At 38.4% G+C, this 18,264-nt stretch carries 19 protein-coding genes; 1 reads left to right on the plus strand and 18 read right to left on the minus strand.

All coding sequences use genetic code 11. The features are described 5' to 3' along the window. Positions 1-115: 115 nt before the first annotated feature. The 17 genes from mreD to IGL30_RS12080 form a co-directional block, all read right to left on the minus strand. A complete protein-coding gene (gene mreD, locus IGL30_RS12000; RefSeq protein ID WP_010737284.1) occupies positions 116-625 on the minus strand; it encodes a rod shape-determining protein MreD in 510 nt (169 codons plus the stop codon). A gap of 3 nt (positions 626-628) precedes the next feature. After that, entirely contained in the window at positions 629-1,483 is an 855-nt protein-coding gene (gene mreC / locus IGL30_RS12005; protein ID WP_010720591.1) for a rod shape-determining protein MreC, read from the minus strand. A 155-nt stretch (positions 1,484-1,638) separates the two neighbouring features. Beyond that, complete coding sequence (locus tag IGL30_RS12010) at positions 1,639-2,274, minus strand: thiamine diphosphokinase (protein WP_123875112.1); 636 nt, start codon at positions 2,272-2,274, stop codon at positions 1,639-1,641. Continuing rightward, entirely contained in the window at positions 2,275-2,925 is a 651-nt protein-coding gene (rpe, locus tag IGL30_RS12015) for a ribulose-phosphate 3-epimerase (protein ID WP_010720593.1), read from the minus strand. It lies immediately after the preceding gene. Between the two features lie 12 nt (positions 2,926-2,937). Further along, positions 2,938-3,837, minus strand: coding sequence for a ribosome small subunit-dependent GTPase A (gene rsgA / locus IGL30_RS12020; RefSeq protein ID WP_088745191.1), 900 nt, complete (start codon positions 3,835-3,837; stop codon positions 2,938-2,940). A gap of 128 nt (positions 3,838-3,965) precedes the next feature. Further along, positions 3,966-5,999, minus strand: a complete 2,034-nt coding sequence (gene pknB, locus IGL30_RS12025; RefSeq protein WP_088745192.1) for a Stk1 family PASTA domain-containing Ser/Thr kinase — start codon at positions 5,997-5,999, stop codon at positions 3,966-3,968. Beyond that, positions 5,996-6,736: a Stp1/IreP family PP2C-type Ser/Thr phosphatase gene (locus IGL30_RS12030; protein WP_010720596.1), complete on the minus strand. Its 741-nt coding sequence runs from the start codon at positions 6,734-6,736 to the stop codon at positions 5,996-5,998. Before IGL30_RS12030 ends, pknB begins: the two co-directional genes overlap by 4 nt. A 12-nt stretch (positions 6,737-6,748) precedes the next feature. After that, complete coding sequence (gene rsmB / locus IGL30_RS12035; RefSeq protein ID WP_088745193.1) at positions 6,749-8,107, minus strand: 16S rRNA (cytosine(967)-C(5))-methyltransferase RsmB; 1,359 nt, start codon at positions 8,105-8,107, stop codon at positions 6,749-6,751. Continuing rightward, the gene (gene fmt / locus IGL30_RS12040; protein WP_034700030.1) at positions 8,107-9,048 is read right to left on the minus strand and encodes a methionyl-tRNA formyltransferase; all 942 of its coding nucleotides are present in this window, start codon (positions 9,046-9,048) and stop codon (positions 8,107-8,109) included. Before fmt ends, rsmB begins: the two co-directional genes overlap by 1 nt. Beyond that, positions 9,041-9,532 (minus strand): peptide deformylase, encoded by a 492-nt coding sequence (gene def, locus IGL30_RS12045; protein WP_010720599.1) that lies wholly within the window; start codon positions 9,530-9,532, stop codon positions 9,041-9,043. The genes fmt and def overlap by 8 nt, the downstream gene beginning before the upstream one ends. Before the next feature lie 13 nt (positions 9,533-9,545). Next, positions 9,546-11,954: a primosomal protein N' gene (priA, locus tag IGL30_RS12050; protein WP_088745194.1), complete on the minus strand. Its 2,409-nt coding sequence runs from the start codon at positions 11,952-11,954 to the stop codon at positions 9,546-9,548. 245 nt (positions 11,955-12,199) lie between these two features. Beyond that, positions 12,200-12,505 carry a DNA-directed RNA polymerase subunit omega gene (gene rpoZ, locus IGL30_RS12055; protein WP_010720601.1) on the minus strand — a complete coding sequence of 102 codons (306 nt, stop codon included), beginning with the start codon at positions 12,503-12,505 and terminating at the stop codon, positions 12,200-12,202. 4 nt (positions 12,506-12,509) lie between these two features. Next, a complete protein-coding gene (gene gmk / locus IGL30_RS12060) occupies positions 12,510-13,124 on the minus strand; it encodes a guanylate kinase (RefSeq protein ID WP_010720602.1) in 615 nt (204 codons plus the stop codon). Between the two features lie 303 nt (positions 13,125-13,427). Beyond that, positions 13,428-13,712, minus strand: a complete 285-nt coding sequence (locus IGL30_RS12065) for a hypothetical protein (protein ID WP_010720603.1) — start codon at positions 13,710-13,712, stop codon at positions 13,428-13,430. Between the two features lie 16 nt (positions 13,713-13,728). After that, complete coding sequence (locus IGL30_RS12070; protein ID WP_010737276.1) at positions 13,729-14,619, minus strand: YicC/YloC family endoribonuclease; 891 nt, start codon at positions 14,617-14,619, stop codon at positions 13,729-13,731. 18 nt (positions 14,620-14,637) lie between these two features. After that, positions 14,638-14,856 (minus strand): YdbC family protein, encoded by a 219-nt coding sequence (locus IGL30_RS12075; RefSeq protein ID WP_010720605.1) that lies wholly within the window; start codon positions 14,854-14,856, stop codon positions 14,638-14,640. 2 nt (positions 14,857-14,858) lie between these two features. Next, a complete protein-coding gene (locus IGL30_RS12080; protein ID WP_123875114.1) occupies positions 14,859-16,541 on the minus strand; it encodes a patatin-like phospholipase family protein in 1,683 nt (560 codons plus the stop codon). A gap of 261 nt (positions 16,542-16,802) precedes the next feature. On the opposite strand from IGL30_RS12080, the gene IGL30_RS12085 reads away from it, so the two are divergent. Further along, positions 16,803-17,579 (plus strand): hypothetical protein, encoded by a 777-nt coding sequence (locus tag IGL30_RS12085; protein ID WP_010720607.1) that lies wholly within the window; start codon positions 16,803-16,805, stop codon positions 17,577-17,579. Positions 17,580-17,655: 76 nt separating this feature from the next. Here the strand turns inward: IGL30_RS12085 and thiT are convergent, their stop codons facing one another. Then, on the minus strand, positions 17,656-18,216 hold the full coding sequence (thiT, locus tag IGL30_RS12090) for an energy-coupled thiamine transporter ThiT (RefSeq protein ID WP_010720608.1): 561 nt from the start codon (positions 18,214-18,216) through the stop codon (positions 17,656-17,658). Positions 18,217-18,264 lie beyond the last annotated feature (48 nt).

Genomic DNA, 18,264 nt, shown 5'->3' on the forward strand with positions numbered 1-18,264 from the left:
TAGTTATGTTACAAAAACATTTCAAAATAAAATCTTAAAATGACAAACATGTAAGTTTCAATGATTATTCACAAAATATGACATTTATTTCAGAAATCAGTACAAAAAAAAGAAATTATTCATCACTGAATAATTTCTTGAATGGAAAAACAAAAACTGCGAATAGAATCATCGTTAATAATAAAGTTGGCCCAAGATATCTAGTAATAAAGTAAGTGTTATTTACAGATACTAATTTGAAAATCAATTGTACAGCTAAAGTGAACAACTCATACCCCGTAACAAAAATAATCATACTAAAAAATTCTGTAAAGATATTAAAATGGATATAAGAACTCATCGAATACATAATAAAGACCATCAGTGGTAATGCCACTGCATAGATCCCGATTACACCGATATAGTAGGTATCAAAGATTGCTCCAAGGACGACCGTTGTAATCAATAAATACCTTTTAGGAAATTTCATACTGCAAAACAGCAAAGCCAAAATGAGAAAATGGGCACTAGCCATGTATTGCCCATTTGACCACTCGACAAACATTCTAGTCAAATGCCCATCGATCAACATCAATAAGAACAATACAACTGGCAAGTAATATTTCATTGTATCTTTTTTCAGCATAGGTTAATCCTCCACCAGTCGTTGCACGATCGTCACAACTGGCAGATCATACATTCCAGCGTAAGGCTTCACATATACTTCACGATCCAAGCCATAGCTATCTGGTTTGGTCTTGATGACTGTTCCGATCGGCAGATCTGCTGGTGAGTTCCCACCTAAGCCAGAAGTTTGAACGACGTCGCCTTCTTTGATATTCGTATCTCCAGTTAATTGTGTCACGACTAACGCTTGCAGTTTTTCGTCATAGTTTTTCAATAATCCAAATGCTTCTCCACTAGAAGAAGATACCCGAACTGGGAAATGATTCGAACTTTCATTTGACGAAGTCAGCAGCTCGATCTTAGAAGAAGTACGATTGACTTCAACTACTCGACCAATTAATCCTTTTTGTGCCATTACCGCCATGTTCACTTCAATGCCATCTTTTGATCCTTTATCAACGATCAACATATCTTGCCAAGTATCTGGTGAGCGTGTAATTACATTCGCCGTTACTTTTTCATAGTTAGTCAATGTTTGATTTAAGTTAAGTTCTTTCTTTAATGCTTCGATTTCTTTTTGGTCATTTTTATTTTTTAATGCTAATTCATCATAACTATCGATTTTCTCTTTTAATCGCTCATTTTCAGAATAAGTCGTGAAAAGATTATGGACTGAATCCACTCCATTTTCGACCCATCTTACGGGCGCAGAGATTGCACGGTCAACAAATGAAACACTGTCATTGACAAAAGACTGGAAGAAATTAGGTTTTCCTTCATTCGCTCGTTGCGCGGCAGTCACACTTAAGATTGTCACCACAATGATAACAATGATTAAGGTAATAATAATATTTTTATTAGGATTGAACTTCTTCACAAAGACACCTCGAATTAATTAGACTCTTATGGTCAATTTTATCACTAATTGAGGCGAAACAAAAGGTATGACACCTCTCTTAAGCTTTTTTTTAGTAAATAATTTGACTTGTCATTTTTAACTATTTCTGTTGTATTTACTCGGTTAGAGCAAACTTAATCTTTACTTTGAATCACTGCGACCATCCCAGTTGAAAAGGAAAAATCAGCCGTATCTGAAACAAATTCATTGCTTGCATAAGAAGTTGCTTGGCTCACATCAGTTGTTTCCAGTTCATACTTGCTCTTTTGGATGGACAGCTCTGTTACAGGCGTCAAACAACAATAGGCCAAATAACGCATTTTATCCATCTTGGTAATCACATGTTTGCCAGGTAAATAGTAGGTGACATGATTTTGACGATCCCAAATAATGATCTTTTGAGCATGTGGTTTAAATCTTGGTTCTAACGGTAGCCAAAGGTTAGCAAGCAGGTGATCCAATCGACCACCAGTTGCGCCAATGATCGTGATTGTTGCTTCCGGATATCGTTCAATGGCTTGACACAACCCCAACTGCGTATCTGTATCATCTTTTTCTGCTGGTGCTTGGAGCAGTTCATTCGTTGCTTGTTCAACTTGTTTTTTTTCATCTACCGATAACGAATCAAAGTCACCGATTGCTAAATCCAAGGGGAAATTGTTTTGAAGAAGATACCATGCACCACGATCAATGCCTACATAACAGTCATAACTGTTTTGTAGTTCTGGCCAATTTTCAGGAGAACCTCCTGCCACTAATAAAACCTGCATTTATTTCAATGCCTCTTTTAACTGGTTGATTTGACCCACTGGATCTTCTGAGTTATAGATATAAGAACCGGCAACGAAAACATCTGCTCCAGCTTTTTGACAAATTTGTGCGGTTTCAGGAACGATACCGCCATCTACTTCAATGGAATAATGCCAATTATTTTGCTCGCGTAATTCTGATAATTCAGCAATTTTCTCTACCGTTTCTTCAATGAAACTTTGTCCGCCAAATCCTGGGTTAACAGTCATCACTAAGACCTGATCTGCTATCGGTAAAACATGTTTGATCATCGTTATAGGTGTGCCTGGATTAATCACGACTCCTGATTTCACGCCTAGATCTTTCATCATTTGCAATGCTCGATGAATGTGTGGAGTGGCTTCCACATGCACCGTGATGATATCTGCTCCAGCCTTCGCAAACGCCGGAATATATTTTTCCGGGTCAACAATCATCAAATGCACGTCTAGTGGTAACTTAGTAATTGGTCGAATAGCTTGTACGATATTGGGACCAAATGTAATATTTGGAACAAATTGTCCATCCATTACATCTACATGGATGTAATCTGCCCCTCCTTTTTCTACTAGTTCGATGTCTCTTTGTAAATTAGAAAAATCTGCGCTTAAGATAGATGGTGCTATTTTCATCAATGCTTCCTCCTATTTTCGTTTACCTTCTTTTTTAGAATAGATTGGTTTTCGATTTTCGACTTCCTGTAAAAATTGCAAATAGTTCTCATAACGTGTTTGGGCAATCTCACCTGTTTCGACCTGGCGTTTCACCTCGCACCCAGGCTCTTTAGCATGCATGCATTCTCTAAAACGGCAATGGTTCGATGCACTGACAAATTCAGGAAATTGTTTTGGCAATTCAGTCGTTTCGATCGTCAAAAAATCGATCGAGCTGAATCCTGGTGTATCTGCTACTAAGCCATCATACAATGGGAGTAATTCCACATGTCTCGTTGTATGTCTCCCACGTCCTAAAGAATCAGAGATTTCCCCCGTTTCTAAGTTTAAATCTGGCGAAATTTGGTTTAAGAGTGTAGATTTTCCAGCACCAGATTGGCCCATAAAAACGGTCAATCGTTCTGGGAAGTAACGAATTAATTCTGCAGTATCTCCAGGATATTTCGGAACAATCACTGGATAACCGATCGTTTCATACGTTTGCTTGATCTCATCGATTTGCTGTTCGTTCGAAGCGAGATCTGTTTTTGTCAAAAATATGACAGGGTCAATGGATTCATATTCTAAAGTCACTAGAAAGCGATCCAATAAATTATAAGAAAAATTTGGTTCTACCAAGCTTGTAACTACGACACCTAAATCGACATTTGCTACCGGTGGACGCACCAGTTGATTTTTACGAGGCATCACTTCTAACAAATAACCGTCCGTCTTGTTTTCGCTTTCAAATAGTACTTGGTCACCCACTAACGGAGTGATTTTTCGATTACGAAAGTTTCCTCGTCCTCTCGTTTGATAGGTCTCACCGTCTGCGTGTACATAATAAAACCCACTAATTGCTTTTCTGATTTGTCCTTTGATGTATGCCACCTCCAGTTTTCCTTATTTTACCACAGGAAAGAAAAATCATGTGGCGTTCCTGACAAGAAACTTAGCGAAACTCAATAAAAAATAGCAGAGCACGTTTAGAAACGCTCTGCTATTTTTTATTGTTATTACTATTTGGATGAAGAAGACGTGCTTTCTTCTTTAGACGTAGTAGTACTTGAACTTTCTTTGCTGCTTGACGATTCTTTGGTTGAACTTGATGATTCTTTTGATTCTTTGGTTGGTTCTGGTCCTTTTGAATAAATGACATTGACGATCGTTCCTGGAGTAATCGATGCACCCACGCCAGGAGCTGTTCGGATCACTTTATCTTTTTCTACGGTATCAGAATATTCATAAGACTCATGTCCGATGTATTCTGCGCCAATACTTGATAAATAACTTTGTGCATCACTTTTCGTATAGCCTGAAATATCATTTAATGTTTTCGCATTTGGTCCTTGACTAACGACAAAACTGATATAGCTATTTTCAGTCAATGGTTCACCGTAACTAGGTAATTGGCTAATGATTGAACCAGCTGGAACCGTATCGCTGTAATCATAAGTCTCACTGATCCTTTTATAACCATTTGAGCTCAATATCCCACGAACGGTGTCATAATTTTGACCAGTATAATCCCCCATCGTTGGTTGCGCGCCTTGGCTCACAATAAATGTGATCTTATCTGTCGTTGGATCGACTTCCGTTCCTTCTTCATCCGACTGGGAAATGATTCGTCCATTTTCTACTTCATCACTGAACTCGTCTTTTTTCTCGATACTATCAGCTGGAAAACCAAGCTTCTTCAATCGGCTACTTACTTCGTCAAAATTCATCCCCGTATAATCATCTAACTTGATTTTTTTCTTACCTGTGCTGACGTAAAGGGTAACTTCACGGTTTTGTTTCACTGTAGTTCCCGCTGCTGGGTCCGTTTTGACAACGTCTCCTTCTTCGATTTGTTCATCAGGGATCTCTTCGGTTTTTGTTGCTGCTTCTAATTTAGCTTTTGCTAAAGTATCTCTGGCAGACGCTTCTGATAATCCCGAAACGTCAGGAATTTCGACTTCTCCACGACCTCCAGAAGCAAAAAAGACGGCTGTTCCGATTCCTAATAAGGCTAAGATCACCAATAAAATAATCCACCATTTTTTATGCTTTTTACTCTTTGGATCAGGAACTGTCTCTTCTGCCATCACAGGAGTTTCTTCTGATTTTTCTTTAGGTAATGGCATGGATTTAAATGACTCTGGCATTGGTGTATCTTCTTCTAATGGTGTGATCACTTGAGTTTCTTTGGTCATTGCTTGTGGCACCCATTTGGCTTCATTTGCCCGAACAGGAGACAGCGCTGTTGCTAAGTCTTCTGACATTTCTTCTGCTGTTTTATATCGATCTGCCGGTTCTTTTGCAGTAGCTTTCAATACCACATTTTCTAAAGCTTGCGGCGTTGTTGGGTCTAGATCCTTGATTGAAGGTAACTCATCTTGGAAATGCTTCAAGGCAATCGTCACTGCAGACTCACCATCAAAAGGAACACTGCCAGTTAATAATTCGTAAAGAATGATCCCTAAGGCATAGATATCTGATTGTTTCGTAGCCATACTTCCTCTAGCTTGTTCAGGAGATAAGTAATGGACAGAGCCTAACATCGTATTCGTTTGTGTGATCGATGTTTCAGATAATGCGATTGCTATACCAAAATCAGTGATTTTGACTACGCCCTCATTATCGATCAAGACATTTTGTGGTTTCAAATCACGATGAATGATTTGGTGCGTATGTGCTAAAGAAATAGCTGATAAAATTTGTTGCATAATATTGACTGCTGTATCATAAGGAACAGGATAATGGGTTTGAATATAGCGTTTCAGGTCCATTCCTTTTACATATTCCATCACGAGATACTGCATGTTGTCTTCTTCTCCAACATCATACACACTAACAATATTAGGATGAACTAGTTCAGTCGCAGCTAGTGCTTCTCGTTGGAATCGTCTAATTGCCGTTTGATCATTTTGGAAATCGAATCGTAACACTTTGACTGCGACATCACGATCTAAAATAAGGTCATGGGCTAGAAAAACATTTGCCATGCCCCCACTACCAATATTTCCAGTGATTTGATAACGACCATTCAACTTTTTGCCTAACTCAATCATGCTACGTCCTCCTTGTATTCGATCAGAAGAACGGTAATATTATCTGCTCCGCCTGCTTCATTTGCACGTTCGATTAATTCTGTTACCTTGTCGAACAAAGCCCCTTCTTGATTGATAATCGTTCCAATCGTTTCTTCAGATAACATATTCGTTAACCCATCTGAACACAACAACAAACGATCTTTTAATTGCCAAATATAAGTCGATACATCGACTTCTACAGATCCTGGCATTCCTACAGAACGAGTTAAAATATTTTTTCGTGGGTGGTTCGCTGCCATTTCTTCACTGATTTCTCCAGATTTTACTAGTTCATTCACTAAAGAATGATCTTCTGTCAGTTGAATGATTTTATCTTCACGGATCAAGTAGGCACGGCTATCCCCCACATGAGCAATAGTAAACTGATCTTCTGATAAAGCTGCTGCTACGATCGTCGTTCCCATCCCATTGTATTCTGGTTGCTCTTGGCCACGTTGATAAATACGAGTATTTTCTTCTTGGATCGTTTGGATGAACCATTGCGCTACTTTTTCGTCATCACTTAAACTTAGATTTTCCCAAGCAGTTCCTAAGTTTGTCACTGCCATCTGGCTCGCGATATCACCTGCACGATGACCGCCCATTCCATCTGCCAATACTGCTAGTTTAATTCCAGCTTGATTCGTAAAAACACTCGCATAGTCTTGATTTGTATTACGTCGTCTTCCTACATCTGATTGATATTCAATCTGCATTCTTTCACCTCATTACTTTTTACGCAAACAACAAATGAAAAACCCATCTGTATAGAACTGATGTGGGTATAAAGTCAACATTTTATCTTCGATTGATGATTGTAGCACAGGATCAACTAAAACATCAATCCTTTCAAAATCAGTATGTCGCTGTAAAAATGTTTCAATGACTTCTTGGTTTTCCTCTTTAAGAATCGTACAAGTACTATAAGTTAATATTCCAGAAGATTTTAACACAGATGCACAACTTTCCAAAATCGCCAATTGGATCGCTGGTAAATTAGCTAACTCGCTGGCATTTTTTTTATAACGAATATCCGGTTTTCTTCTCAATAGTCCTAATCCTGAGCATGGGGCATCAACTAAGATACGATCAAATGTTTCAGCTGAAAATTCCTCTTTCACTTCACGTGCATCCATTTTTTGTGCATAAACAGTTGTAAAAACACCTAAGCGTTCCGCATTTTCTTCGATGAGTTTTACTTTATGTTCATGAACATCCAGTGCTGTAACTTCACCACCACATGTTGGATCTAAAAACGTGGCAATATGCGTTGTTTTTCCTCCTGGTGCCGCACAAGCATCTAAAACATGATGTTCTGGCTCGATTTGCATAGCGGGTGCGACCAGCATCGAACTTTCATCTTGGATCGTCATGACCCCGTCATGGAATAAGGAACTAGATGCTAAATGTCCTTTTTCAGCAATTACCCCATAAGGACTAAGTTTACTTGCTGTCGCTGAAATTTCTTCTGCTTGGAGTGTCTCGATTGCTTGTTCTCTAGGGTGTTTTCTGATATCTACTCGACCACTGACGTGACTTGGCTGGTAGAGTGAAAGTCCTAATTTTTCCGTTTCTTCATACCCGATTTGATCAGTCAATCGCTTGGTTAACCAGATCGGTAAACTGATTTTTACGGATAAGCGTTCAATCGGATCACTGATTTGTTCAACATCTGGTTTACCTTGTCGTTGATAATTTCTTAAAACACCATTTACAAATTTCCCAGTACCAGGATTTCCCTTGATCTTAGCAATTTCGACCGCTTCATTTAAAATCGCATGAGCTGGAACTTTATCTAGAAATTCCAACTGATAAACTGACAAATAAAGTAATGTTTTAACCCAATCATCCACTTTTTTTGCTTTTGCTATCAATGGAGCGACATAAAATTCCAGTAAAAGTTGACGACTGATCGTTCCATAAACTAATTCAGTAAACAAGCCAACATCTTTTTGATTTAAGTCCCCTTGATTGATCATTTCGTTCAATAATAAATTAGAATAAGCACCGCCCTTGTTTACTCTTTCAAGGGTGATCAGTGCCATATAACGAACAGATTTTTTCATTTTTTTTGGTATTTTTGCCATTATTTCACCTGCTGCCCAATCATTACCTGTTGTCCACTACCATTCAAAAACTCATTGACTGCTTGTTTTCCTTTACCTGCTGGCTGTAATTCTTTGATTGCCAACACCGTTTGTTTACCACAAGCAATCCACAGATTTTTCTTATCTTTTTTGATGATGGTCCCTGGCTCCGCCGTAGTTTTCTCAGCTAACGCTTCTACATTTAAAAGTTTCCAACGGGTTTGTTCGTATGTCGTAAATGCAATCGGCCATGGTCGCATCCCACGGACTTGGTTGTCGATCTCTTCTGCTGTCTTGTTCCAATCAATTGCTTCTTGCTCCCGCGTGATATTTGGCGAAAAAGTTACCTTTGATTCATCTTGTGGACGTGGACTCAAATTTCCATTCAAAATATCAGGTAATGTTTTAAGTAATAGTTGTTTCCCTAATGCACTTAACTTTTCAAACATGGTTCCCACATCGTCTTGTTTAGTGATTGGTAAACTTTCTTGAGCATAAATACCCCCTGCATCCATCTTTTTGATCATTTCCATGATCGTTACACCGGTTTCTTTTTCCCCGTTGATAATCGAGTAATGAACTGGCGCCCCTCCTCGATATTTTGGCAATAAAGATGCATGTACATTTATAGCTCCGTGAACAGGTGCCTGTAATAATTTTTCTGGTAAAAATTGACCAAATGCAGCTGTGATAATCACATCTGGTTGTAGGGCAATGATTTTTTCCATTTCTTCTGAACCAGAGATTTTTTCAGGTTGTAAAACCAATAAACCGTGTTTCACGGCTGCTTCTTTTACTGGGGTAGGGGTGATGATTTTTTTACGTCCCACAGGGCGATCAGGTTGTGTCACGACTGCGACTACTTCATACCCTTCTTCTAATAAGCCTTCAAGGATCGGTACTGAAAAAGCTGGCGTTCCCATAAATACTAATTTAGTCATCAAGATGTTCCTCCATATACTCTTCTAATTCGGCTTCTGGAATTTGCTCAATCATTTTTTCAACGAATAATATACCGTCTAAATGGTCGATCTCATGCTGAAAGGCACGAGCTAAGTAACCAAAGGCTACTACTTCGATTTCTTCGCCTTCACGATCATAATAGCGAACCGTTACTTCGTCAAACCGTTTGACGGTCCCATAAACATGAGGGATGCTTAAGCAACCTTCTACATCAATGCTTTCTCCCTTTGCATCAATAATTTCTGGATTGATTAATTCAAACTTTTCACCTTCATCTACTTCTACGATTGCAACTCGCTTGTTTTGACCAACTTGTGGAGCGGCAATGCCAATACCGTCGTTAGCAACCATCGTTTCATATAGGTTATCTAGTAAAGTAATTGTTTCATCTGTGATCACATCGATTGGTTGTGCGACACGTTTCAATTTATCATTGGGGTGGATCAATATAGGATAGCGCATGTAAATTCCCTTCTTAAATAAAGTGTAATGGTTCATTATCAATCGCGACAAATAATCCTTGTCGTTGTTCTTTTTGGCTCTGGTCTAAAATATTTTTTAAGATATTCGCTAAATTAGGCTCATGTTTATATTTAATGATCAACTGGTAATAGTACCGATTTTTTACCCGATTCACTGTACTAGGGGTCGGTCCTAATAACAAGCTTTGATTTCCTAACACTTGCCGTAACTGATTCGCAACCTCAAAAATCTTCTTAGCAGCAACTTGTTCTTCCTCATGGCTGGTCGTGATTTTGACAGTAAAATAATAAGGTGGGTATCCACTACGATGTCGGACGGCCATTTCTTGTTGATAGAATCGCTCATAATTTTGTTCTTTTGCTAATTCAATTGCATAATGTTGCGGATTAAAGGTTTGGATAATCACTTCGCCTGCTTTTTCGGCTCGGCCTGCCCTTCCCGAAACTTGCGTAAGCAATTGGAACGTATGCTCGCTTGAACGAAAATCAGGCAAGTTAAGGGAAGTATCAGCATTCAAAACGCCGACCAACGTCACATCAGGAAAATCCAACCCTTTGGCAATCATTTGCGTCCCCAGTAAGATATTCGCCTTTTTTTGACCGAATTGTTGCAAGATACGTTCATGCGCACCTTTCTTTCTGGTCGTATCAACATCCATACGTAAAACACCAGCTTCTGGGAAAAGGGTCTTTAATTCTTCTTCGACTTTTTGGGTCCCTGTTCCATAGTAACGAATTTTATTCCCTCCACAGTTAGGACAACGGTGTGGGATTGGTTCTTCATGTCCACAGTAATGACAACGCATGGAGTGGGTGTCCATATGAAGGGTCAGAGAAATATCACAATTGGGACAAGGTAAAACAAAACCACAATCCCGACACATCACAAAGGAAGAATATCCTCGCCGATTTAGTAACAGCACAATCTGTTCTTTTTTCGCCAAACGGTCTTGGATTTTTGCTTGTAACTGTTTGGAAAATGTGGACGTATTATGTTGTTGCAATTCTTGTCGCATGTCAACAACTTCAATTGTTGGAAGCTGAGCAGACAAGTTGGCTCTTTGACTCAAATGGAGTAATTCATACAGCCCTTTTTGTGCTCGAGCACGTGATTCAAGAGATGGTGTCGCGCTTCCTAGTACTACTGGACAATGATGATAATTTCCACGCCAAATCGCTAGATCTCTGGCATGATAACGTGGCGTTTCATCTTGTTTATAGCTTGATTCATGTTCTTCATCAATGATGATCAATCCGATATTTTCTAAAGGAGCAAAAATTGCCGAACGGGCGCCAACAACAACCTGGGCTTCATTTCTTTCGATTTTACGCCATTCATCGTATTTTTCTCCCTGAGATAGCCCGCTATGTAAGACAGCTACCGCCTCTCCAAAACGCCCTTTAAAACGCTCTACCATTTGTGGTGTCAAAGCAATTTCAGGAACAAGCATAATCGCTGTTTTATTTTGAGCTAATACCTCAGCAATGGCCTGTAGATAAACTTCTGTTTTTCCACTTCCAGTAATTCCTTCTAATAAAAAAGTGTGACTCTTCTCTTGTTGCCCTGCTTCAACGATACGTTCTACTGCATGTTGTTGTTCTTTATTTAGCTGGAATGCTTGTGTTTGTTCAAACGTGCGATTTTTATAAGGATCACGATAACTTTCTACTTCTTCAAAAGTTAACCAGCCTTTGTCTTTTCCTTGATTCAAAGTTGCCGTGCTGATACCTTTTTCTTTGTAATAGCTAATTGGTTCAGCCTTTTTTTGCTCAGATAAGCAAAGCAGAAGTTCTTTTTGTTTCTTCGCATTCGCTCTTAACTTTCCCCACTCTTCCTCAAGCTGGACACTATTCAAATTTGAGCGGATCAAACGAATCGTTTTGACTTTGTTCTTAGTGTGTACTTCATATCTGATATCTACTAACTTGTCCTGACGCCAACGGATCAATTGGGATAAAATGCCCTCTTCTTGCGCTTCTTTCCAGGAGATTTCTGTTCGTCCTTTAAAGAATGCCTGGACGTCCGCCGCTTCACTTACAGGATAGATTTGTTTGTCATAGGATGCTTTCATGACAGCAGGAAGCATCGTTTGTAAGCAAGTGATCTTAAACGCATAAGTGATCGTCTTCATATAATCAGCCAATTGAAGTAGTTCTTGATTAACCACAGGTGCTAAATCTAATACTTGGACAATCGCTTTTAAATTTTTTTGTTCGATGCTATCTTGTACTCGCAAACCTACAACGAACCCTTGAACATGACGGTTGCCGTTACCAAAAGGAACTTCTACCCGCATCCCGACTTGAATCGCCGTTTCTACTTCAGAAGGAACCAGATAGGTGAAAGGCTGATCGGTTTGCATAGTGGGTACATCGACGATAACATCAGCTGTGATTGGCATGGTTTCCTTCCTCCTTTAGTTACTCTATCAAATAGACAAAATCGTTCTTGCCTATTTTACTAGAGATTGCTTGGTTTGTCTTATTTTCTGATGAATCCTTACAAAAAATTAACGGCCCAGCAGCATTCCGCAGAAAAGTCATTCTTATATGCTAAAACGTGATCCTAAAAAGAAGCCGAAATTCCACAAAAATTTGAGAATACAAATTTCGGAAATTTCGGCTTATCCAAAGAATCTAGCACTTTTTATTGGTTTTGCTCTTCACGGATACGTGACTCTAACTCTTGTTGTTCACGATCTTTTTTGGCTTTACGCTCTTCATCTTCCATTCTCAAGCGTTCCCGTTTTAATTCAGGATGAGGATCATTGATCACATTTCCTGCTTCGATTTCTTCTAATGCCTGTCCAACACTTTTTACTGATTCAAATGAATCCATCGTAGGTTGTGCTTTTGCATCTAGCTCGTGTGCACGTTTGCTTGCTAAGATAACTAGAGAATATTTTGAATTTACGCGATCTAACAATGAGTCGATTGAAGGTTTTAACATCATAAGACTACATCTCCTTTAACATTTTGATATATTTGCCGATCACACGGTCGACACGAAAGTGTTCACTGGCAATGATATTTTTGATTCGTTCTACCGCCAGGGGTACCTGGTCATTGACTACGGCATAATCATATAGTGCCATCATTTCAATTTCTTCTTTGGCAACTTTCATTCGTTCTTCGATTACTTCATCTGCATCTGTCCCACGGCCAACGATTCTTGATTTTAATTCGGCTAAATCGGGAGGAGTTAGGAAGATAAATACGCCATCTGGTACTTTTTCTTTGACTTGTTGAGCACCTTGGACTTCGATTTCTAAAAATACATCTTTTCCTTCGTCCAATGTTTTATTGACATAAGACAAAGGTGTTCCATAATAATTCCCTACATATTCAGCATATTCCAGCATTTCTCCGGCTTCGATCATTGCTTCGAATTCTTCTTTGCTTCTAAAGTAGTAATCGACTCCTTCGACTTCTCCTTCACGCATCTTACGAGTAGTCATTGAAATCGAATATTGGAAATCATTATCCTCACTCTCAAAAATTGCTTTTCGCACTGTGCCTTTTCCTACACCTGATGGTCCAGACAACACGATTAATAATCCACGCTCTGACATGACGACGTCCTTTCAACTAGTCTTTTTATACTAACGTTTATTTTGCACTTTTTTTCGACAACTTTCAAGGGCATCTTTGATTATAGCAAAAAAAAGCGCCTTTGACTGGCAAAACCTTTGCTTTTCACTCGGGCTTTTGATGATAGTGATTAACTATCAAGTTCATCCTTCATTCAAAAGTTCAAAAAAAGGTCCCTCTCACCTTACAGGTTCTAACTGAGCAGCATTCTTTTTCAAAAAAATAGTGAGAAGCGCAACATATGGTTGCAGCTCTTCTCACTAACATGCCGATTACCGTCGTTTTTAAAAACCCATGTTTGACAAGGTATTGACAACACCCATGATCTCATCTTTTCGAGAGAGTGCTTTTTCAGTTGGGTCTTTCACTTCTTCTGCATCGATTCTCACAATAAATTGACGATTCATCGTCACATAAGTCCCATCGTTAACTAACAATTGGATTTCTTTCTCCGTCACTTGCGCACAGGCATCTTGCCAAGCTTCAAATCCTGCTTTTTCAGAAGGAACATTTCTTTTGATGACCGTTTTCCCACTTAATTCATGAAACGTGATATCATAATAGTTCATTTTTTTCGTCTCCTTGCTATTCAATATTTTGGATCTGTTCTCGGATTTTTTCTAAAATCGTTTTTAACTGGATCACTTGGTTTTTGATTTCAATCGCACTTGATTTTGAACCAATCGTATTGATTTCTCGATTCATTTCTTGGATCAAAAAGTCAAGTTCTCTGCCAACTGGCTGTTTTACTTGAAGTAATTCATCCAATTTGCCGATATGGATCACTAAGCGATCCAATTCTTCATGAATATCTCCTCGCTCTAATAAAATAGCGAGTTCAGTCAGCAATCTTTGTTGATCGACCGTTGCTCCCAAGTAATCTTCTAGTTTCTTTTGATATTTTTCCTGATACTCTTGTTCGTATAACTCAACAAATTGTTGTAAGTCATTTAATACTTGTTTCAGTTCATCACTGTTTTTCTGAATGATCGCCTCTAAGGCTGTCCCTTCTTTTTGGCGACTTTTTTCAATTTCAGCTAGTGCTTCATGGACCGTTTCTAAAACCAAGGCTGTCAGTTCATCCATATTGTTTTCATTTTTTTCTTCAATCACGACAAAAGATTCATTCGTTGTCAAAGTCTCTAATAGACGTCCAATCTGTAATTGCTGTTTCTCTCCATAACGTTGGGTTATTCCTTCAGTTAAGTTCGTCATCAGCTCGTCAATCAAATTCCAATCAACAAAAACTTGTTTTTGATTTTGTCCCAAATACGTCAGATTGATAAAAACTTCGACTCGACCTCGACTTAAATGTTGTTTCATCAATTGGCGAATATCATTTTCGAGATAATTTAACAATTTAGGACTACGTATTTGCATATCTAAAAAGCGTTGATTGACACTTTTGATCTCAACTTCTAATTGATACTCTGCGGTTTCACGGGTGGCTTTACCAAAACCAGTCATACTTTTCATTCAACAGGGTCCTTTCTGTTACATATTTTCGATAGCTTTTTGTAATGCCTCAAATTCTTCATTGGTTAGAGTAAGCCCTTTACCCATTTTCTCATGTTCGGGCGCCCAGTCACGAAGATCGAATTTAGGTGGGCGGCCATTCCAGCTGACTAGGTTCAGCTCTTTTCGCCATCCTTTATTGTTTTCGGATAAAACAGCGATCTCTTCTATGATTTCGTAGGAAAATTCTTGTGCCATGGTTATTCCTCCTTTAGATAAAGTAAATATAAATTCAATAGGGTGTCAAATAACTGCGTATGAAGCTTAGATTGAAGTTGCTCGTTCTTTTTTTGTTTAACTAAATGAGCAATTTCATTGATTTGTTCCTGTTCACTCTTTTGCTTTTTTTGGTATTTTTGGACTCTGCGCCACTCATTACTATTTAATTGTCCGACCTCTCGAATCATTTGATCGAAAAATGAACTTGATTCTTTTTGAATGATCTGTTCGATCAATTCATCTACATCATAAACTTTATTCGGTAAAACGAGCTTTTTTTTGGCTAATAGTTCAAGCATCGCCACCCCGCATGTTTCAATTACTACCCTGTCTTTATATATATTACGCAGAGTTTGCCAAAATTTTGGTTGTTGAACAAAAGTTGTTTCTAGCTGAAGATCATTCACTAGATAGCTTAAAAATTTACGCCAATATTGTTCTGCAAGTTTCGTTGAATAGAACGTATACCAATTCCCCTCAAAATCACCTAACTTTTTTTTCATTTCCAGATAGCCTAATTGGAGATTGAATTGGTTTCTCTGCCGATCAAAAATCAAGAAGGTTCCCAATGACCAATTAGAGCGGCAGAGCCATGGAACAGTCTCTTCTGGTATCGTAATCTTCTTAGTCACTCCGGGACCATCCACATCTACTATTAAGCACTCCGTTGCCCCTTCTTTAATTGCTACATCCACAGGCAAATTATTTCGATAACCACCATCAATATATTTTTGTCCAGCAATGTTTCGATAACTCATAGCGGGATAAAACGAGGCCGAAGCTAGGATCCAATCAGCAATTTCATTGCTTGCCAATTGCTGGATCGGTGTCACCACTTCTTTAAAATCAGGAAGTCGAGTCGAAACGGTAAATAAACGAGGACTTTTCATTTTTAAAATCTTCTCAGCATCTAATTTACTTTTGAGTAACTTTTCCAAAGGGGTGATTGAGGCTCCCCCCTTGATAATTGCTGCTCTCGTCATTTGCCGTGTTTCTTGGATAAACCTTTTCCGTAGATCTTCTGATAATGCAGTTTGTGGCAGCTGTAATACTTGATTCGTTGCGAGGGATTGCCATAAAGAAAGAGCTTGCGATAAATCATCTTGCAAGATCAATACACCGTTTAACGCACCAACTGAAGTTCCCGTAATTACTTCAAAATGAATCTGATGTTCTTTTAACGTTTGCCAAACACCGATTTGATAGGCACCATGAGCGCCACCGCCACCTAATACTAAACCAATATGATAGGTCAGTTTTTTTTGCCAGATTGTCTGAGCCAACTGATTGTCTTGCGTATAACCATGATGAGATAGGAGTGTCTGCCAATATGTCGACAGTGGTTCAATCCATTGAAAAGAACAATATTTTTTGAAATAAAAACGGGAACACCACTCTATCTCTTTAAAAAAAAGCGTCCAACCAGGCATGTCACCCACCACTAGCACATTTTTAATCAGCCATTGTTCACTGGTTCGTTCGGCAATAAAATAAAGGGTATGTTTGTTACCGATCATCCGCCAAGCTTGCCTTTTCTTTGTTGCCAACCAAAAGGCATCACGGCTTTCCTGATGGGTAGCATAAAAGGGTAGCAATTGTTTGGCTCGTTGAAGTGTAGAGTAGAGGACTGTTTTTTCTGAACCGTACACTTGTTGAATCAGCATAATCTTCTCCTTTTTTATTATAACAAGACAAATATATTCTTTTAAAGTATACTATTTTTTTGAGAAATACTAAAATGAATACATTGTTCTTGTAAAAGCTATAACAAAATCCATTCCATCCATTTATACAAAAACAATGAAAATGTCCATGTTTATCACAAAAAAAGTGATTTTGTAATGGAATTTTAAAATAAAAGAAACAAGCTTTTTTTTAATAAATGTTGTAAAATGAAAGTGATAATGAGTGAGAGGAGGAGCATGATGTCTGAGTCAGTTTATGTACATATTGATACTACTAGCAATGCGGTTGTGACTAAGGGGCTGACTATTAGTGATTTTTCAAACAACATCGTGCATTTCCCACAAAATTTATTGTTATTAGATCCTTCAGAAAATGCCGGTGAATACGAATCCCATACTGGGTTGAAAGTGATTCGTGGAACAGAAAATATCCAACGCTTTTTCTCTTCTGCACGTAATCGTAATCATTCGAGTGATTTAAAATGGATCGATTTTAACGACTTAACGATGCTGAAAGAATTAACGCCATTAGAAATTTCAGAATTGTTATATTTTGGACACATGAAGACCCATCTTCACTCACCATTTTTTTATAAATTACAAAATAATTTCGTCTACTTCGATCTTAACGATCAATTAGAACGAATCTATTATCGCTATTTAGATGAATTTTATCGGATCTTTGCCAATAAACTAAGTATCATCTTGTCAAAAAAAATCAATGAGAAAAAATCGTTTTTCAAACGAGATATTCCGGTCGAAAAAATTAGTGTGGAATTACTGAAGAATATGCGTAATTTGATGCAAGAAGGAATCATTTTTTCTTTTGAACAAGGTGGATTGATCGATAACGATTATCATATCCCGATCTATGTCATTGAAGATTATATTTGGAAGCTAAAAGGAACAAGATACCTTGATGAAGAAGCAATTGGCACCTTAGTTTATCATGCAGAAGAAAAACGCTGGGAGCTTGTAGGAGAAGCTGCGGAACTCAACTATACTCCTTTAAGCTGATGCTTGGATGTTCCATCATTTTATACTTATAAAAAAAGAGCCTAGACACTTTTATAGTGACTGAGGCTCTTTTCGTTTATTTTTTCCCAATGAACAAAGCTGGAACTGTCCGCCCGATCCCAAGCAAAACAACCATTGTAACAATTCCTGTAGCCAAGGCACTTGCACCATTCATGACTAAAGAAAAGAGCCATGGATTCATTCCCCACAAAGCATAACTTCCCCAAAAAACGACGCCTGCGACAAAATGCCAGAAATATCTAGCACCAACACCAACTAAAGTTCCTAATATAATAGTGGTTGTCATCCCTTTTTTATTGCCCATCGTTAGACTGTTTTGCAGCCTTTTAGCGAACACTCCTGCAAATCCTGCAAAGGTAAAAGCAATCGGATACTCGATCAATACTTGAATGACACTGAGATAATACACTTGTCCTGTTGGAAAATGTAAAATCCCCCAAATAAATCCTGATAAAATCCCTGCCTTCCAGCCTCTTCTTAACGCAAACAATGTCAGTGGAATCTGTCCTAATGAAATCTCAAAGCTACTACCTATTTGAAGAGGAATAAAGGATAACACCATCGCTAGTGCAGCTACAAGTGTCCCCTCAATCCATACTTTATATTTTTTCTCCATAAAAAAACTTCCTCCGTTCATTTGAAATCACAAAGGAGGAAGTAAATA

Origin of the sequence: Enterococcus sp. DIV1089c (assembly GCF_050530965.1) — a bacterium.
Lineage (GTDB): Bacteria > Bacillota > Bacilli > Lactobacillales > Enterococcaceae > Enterococcus_B > Enterococcus_B hirae.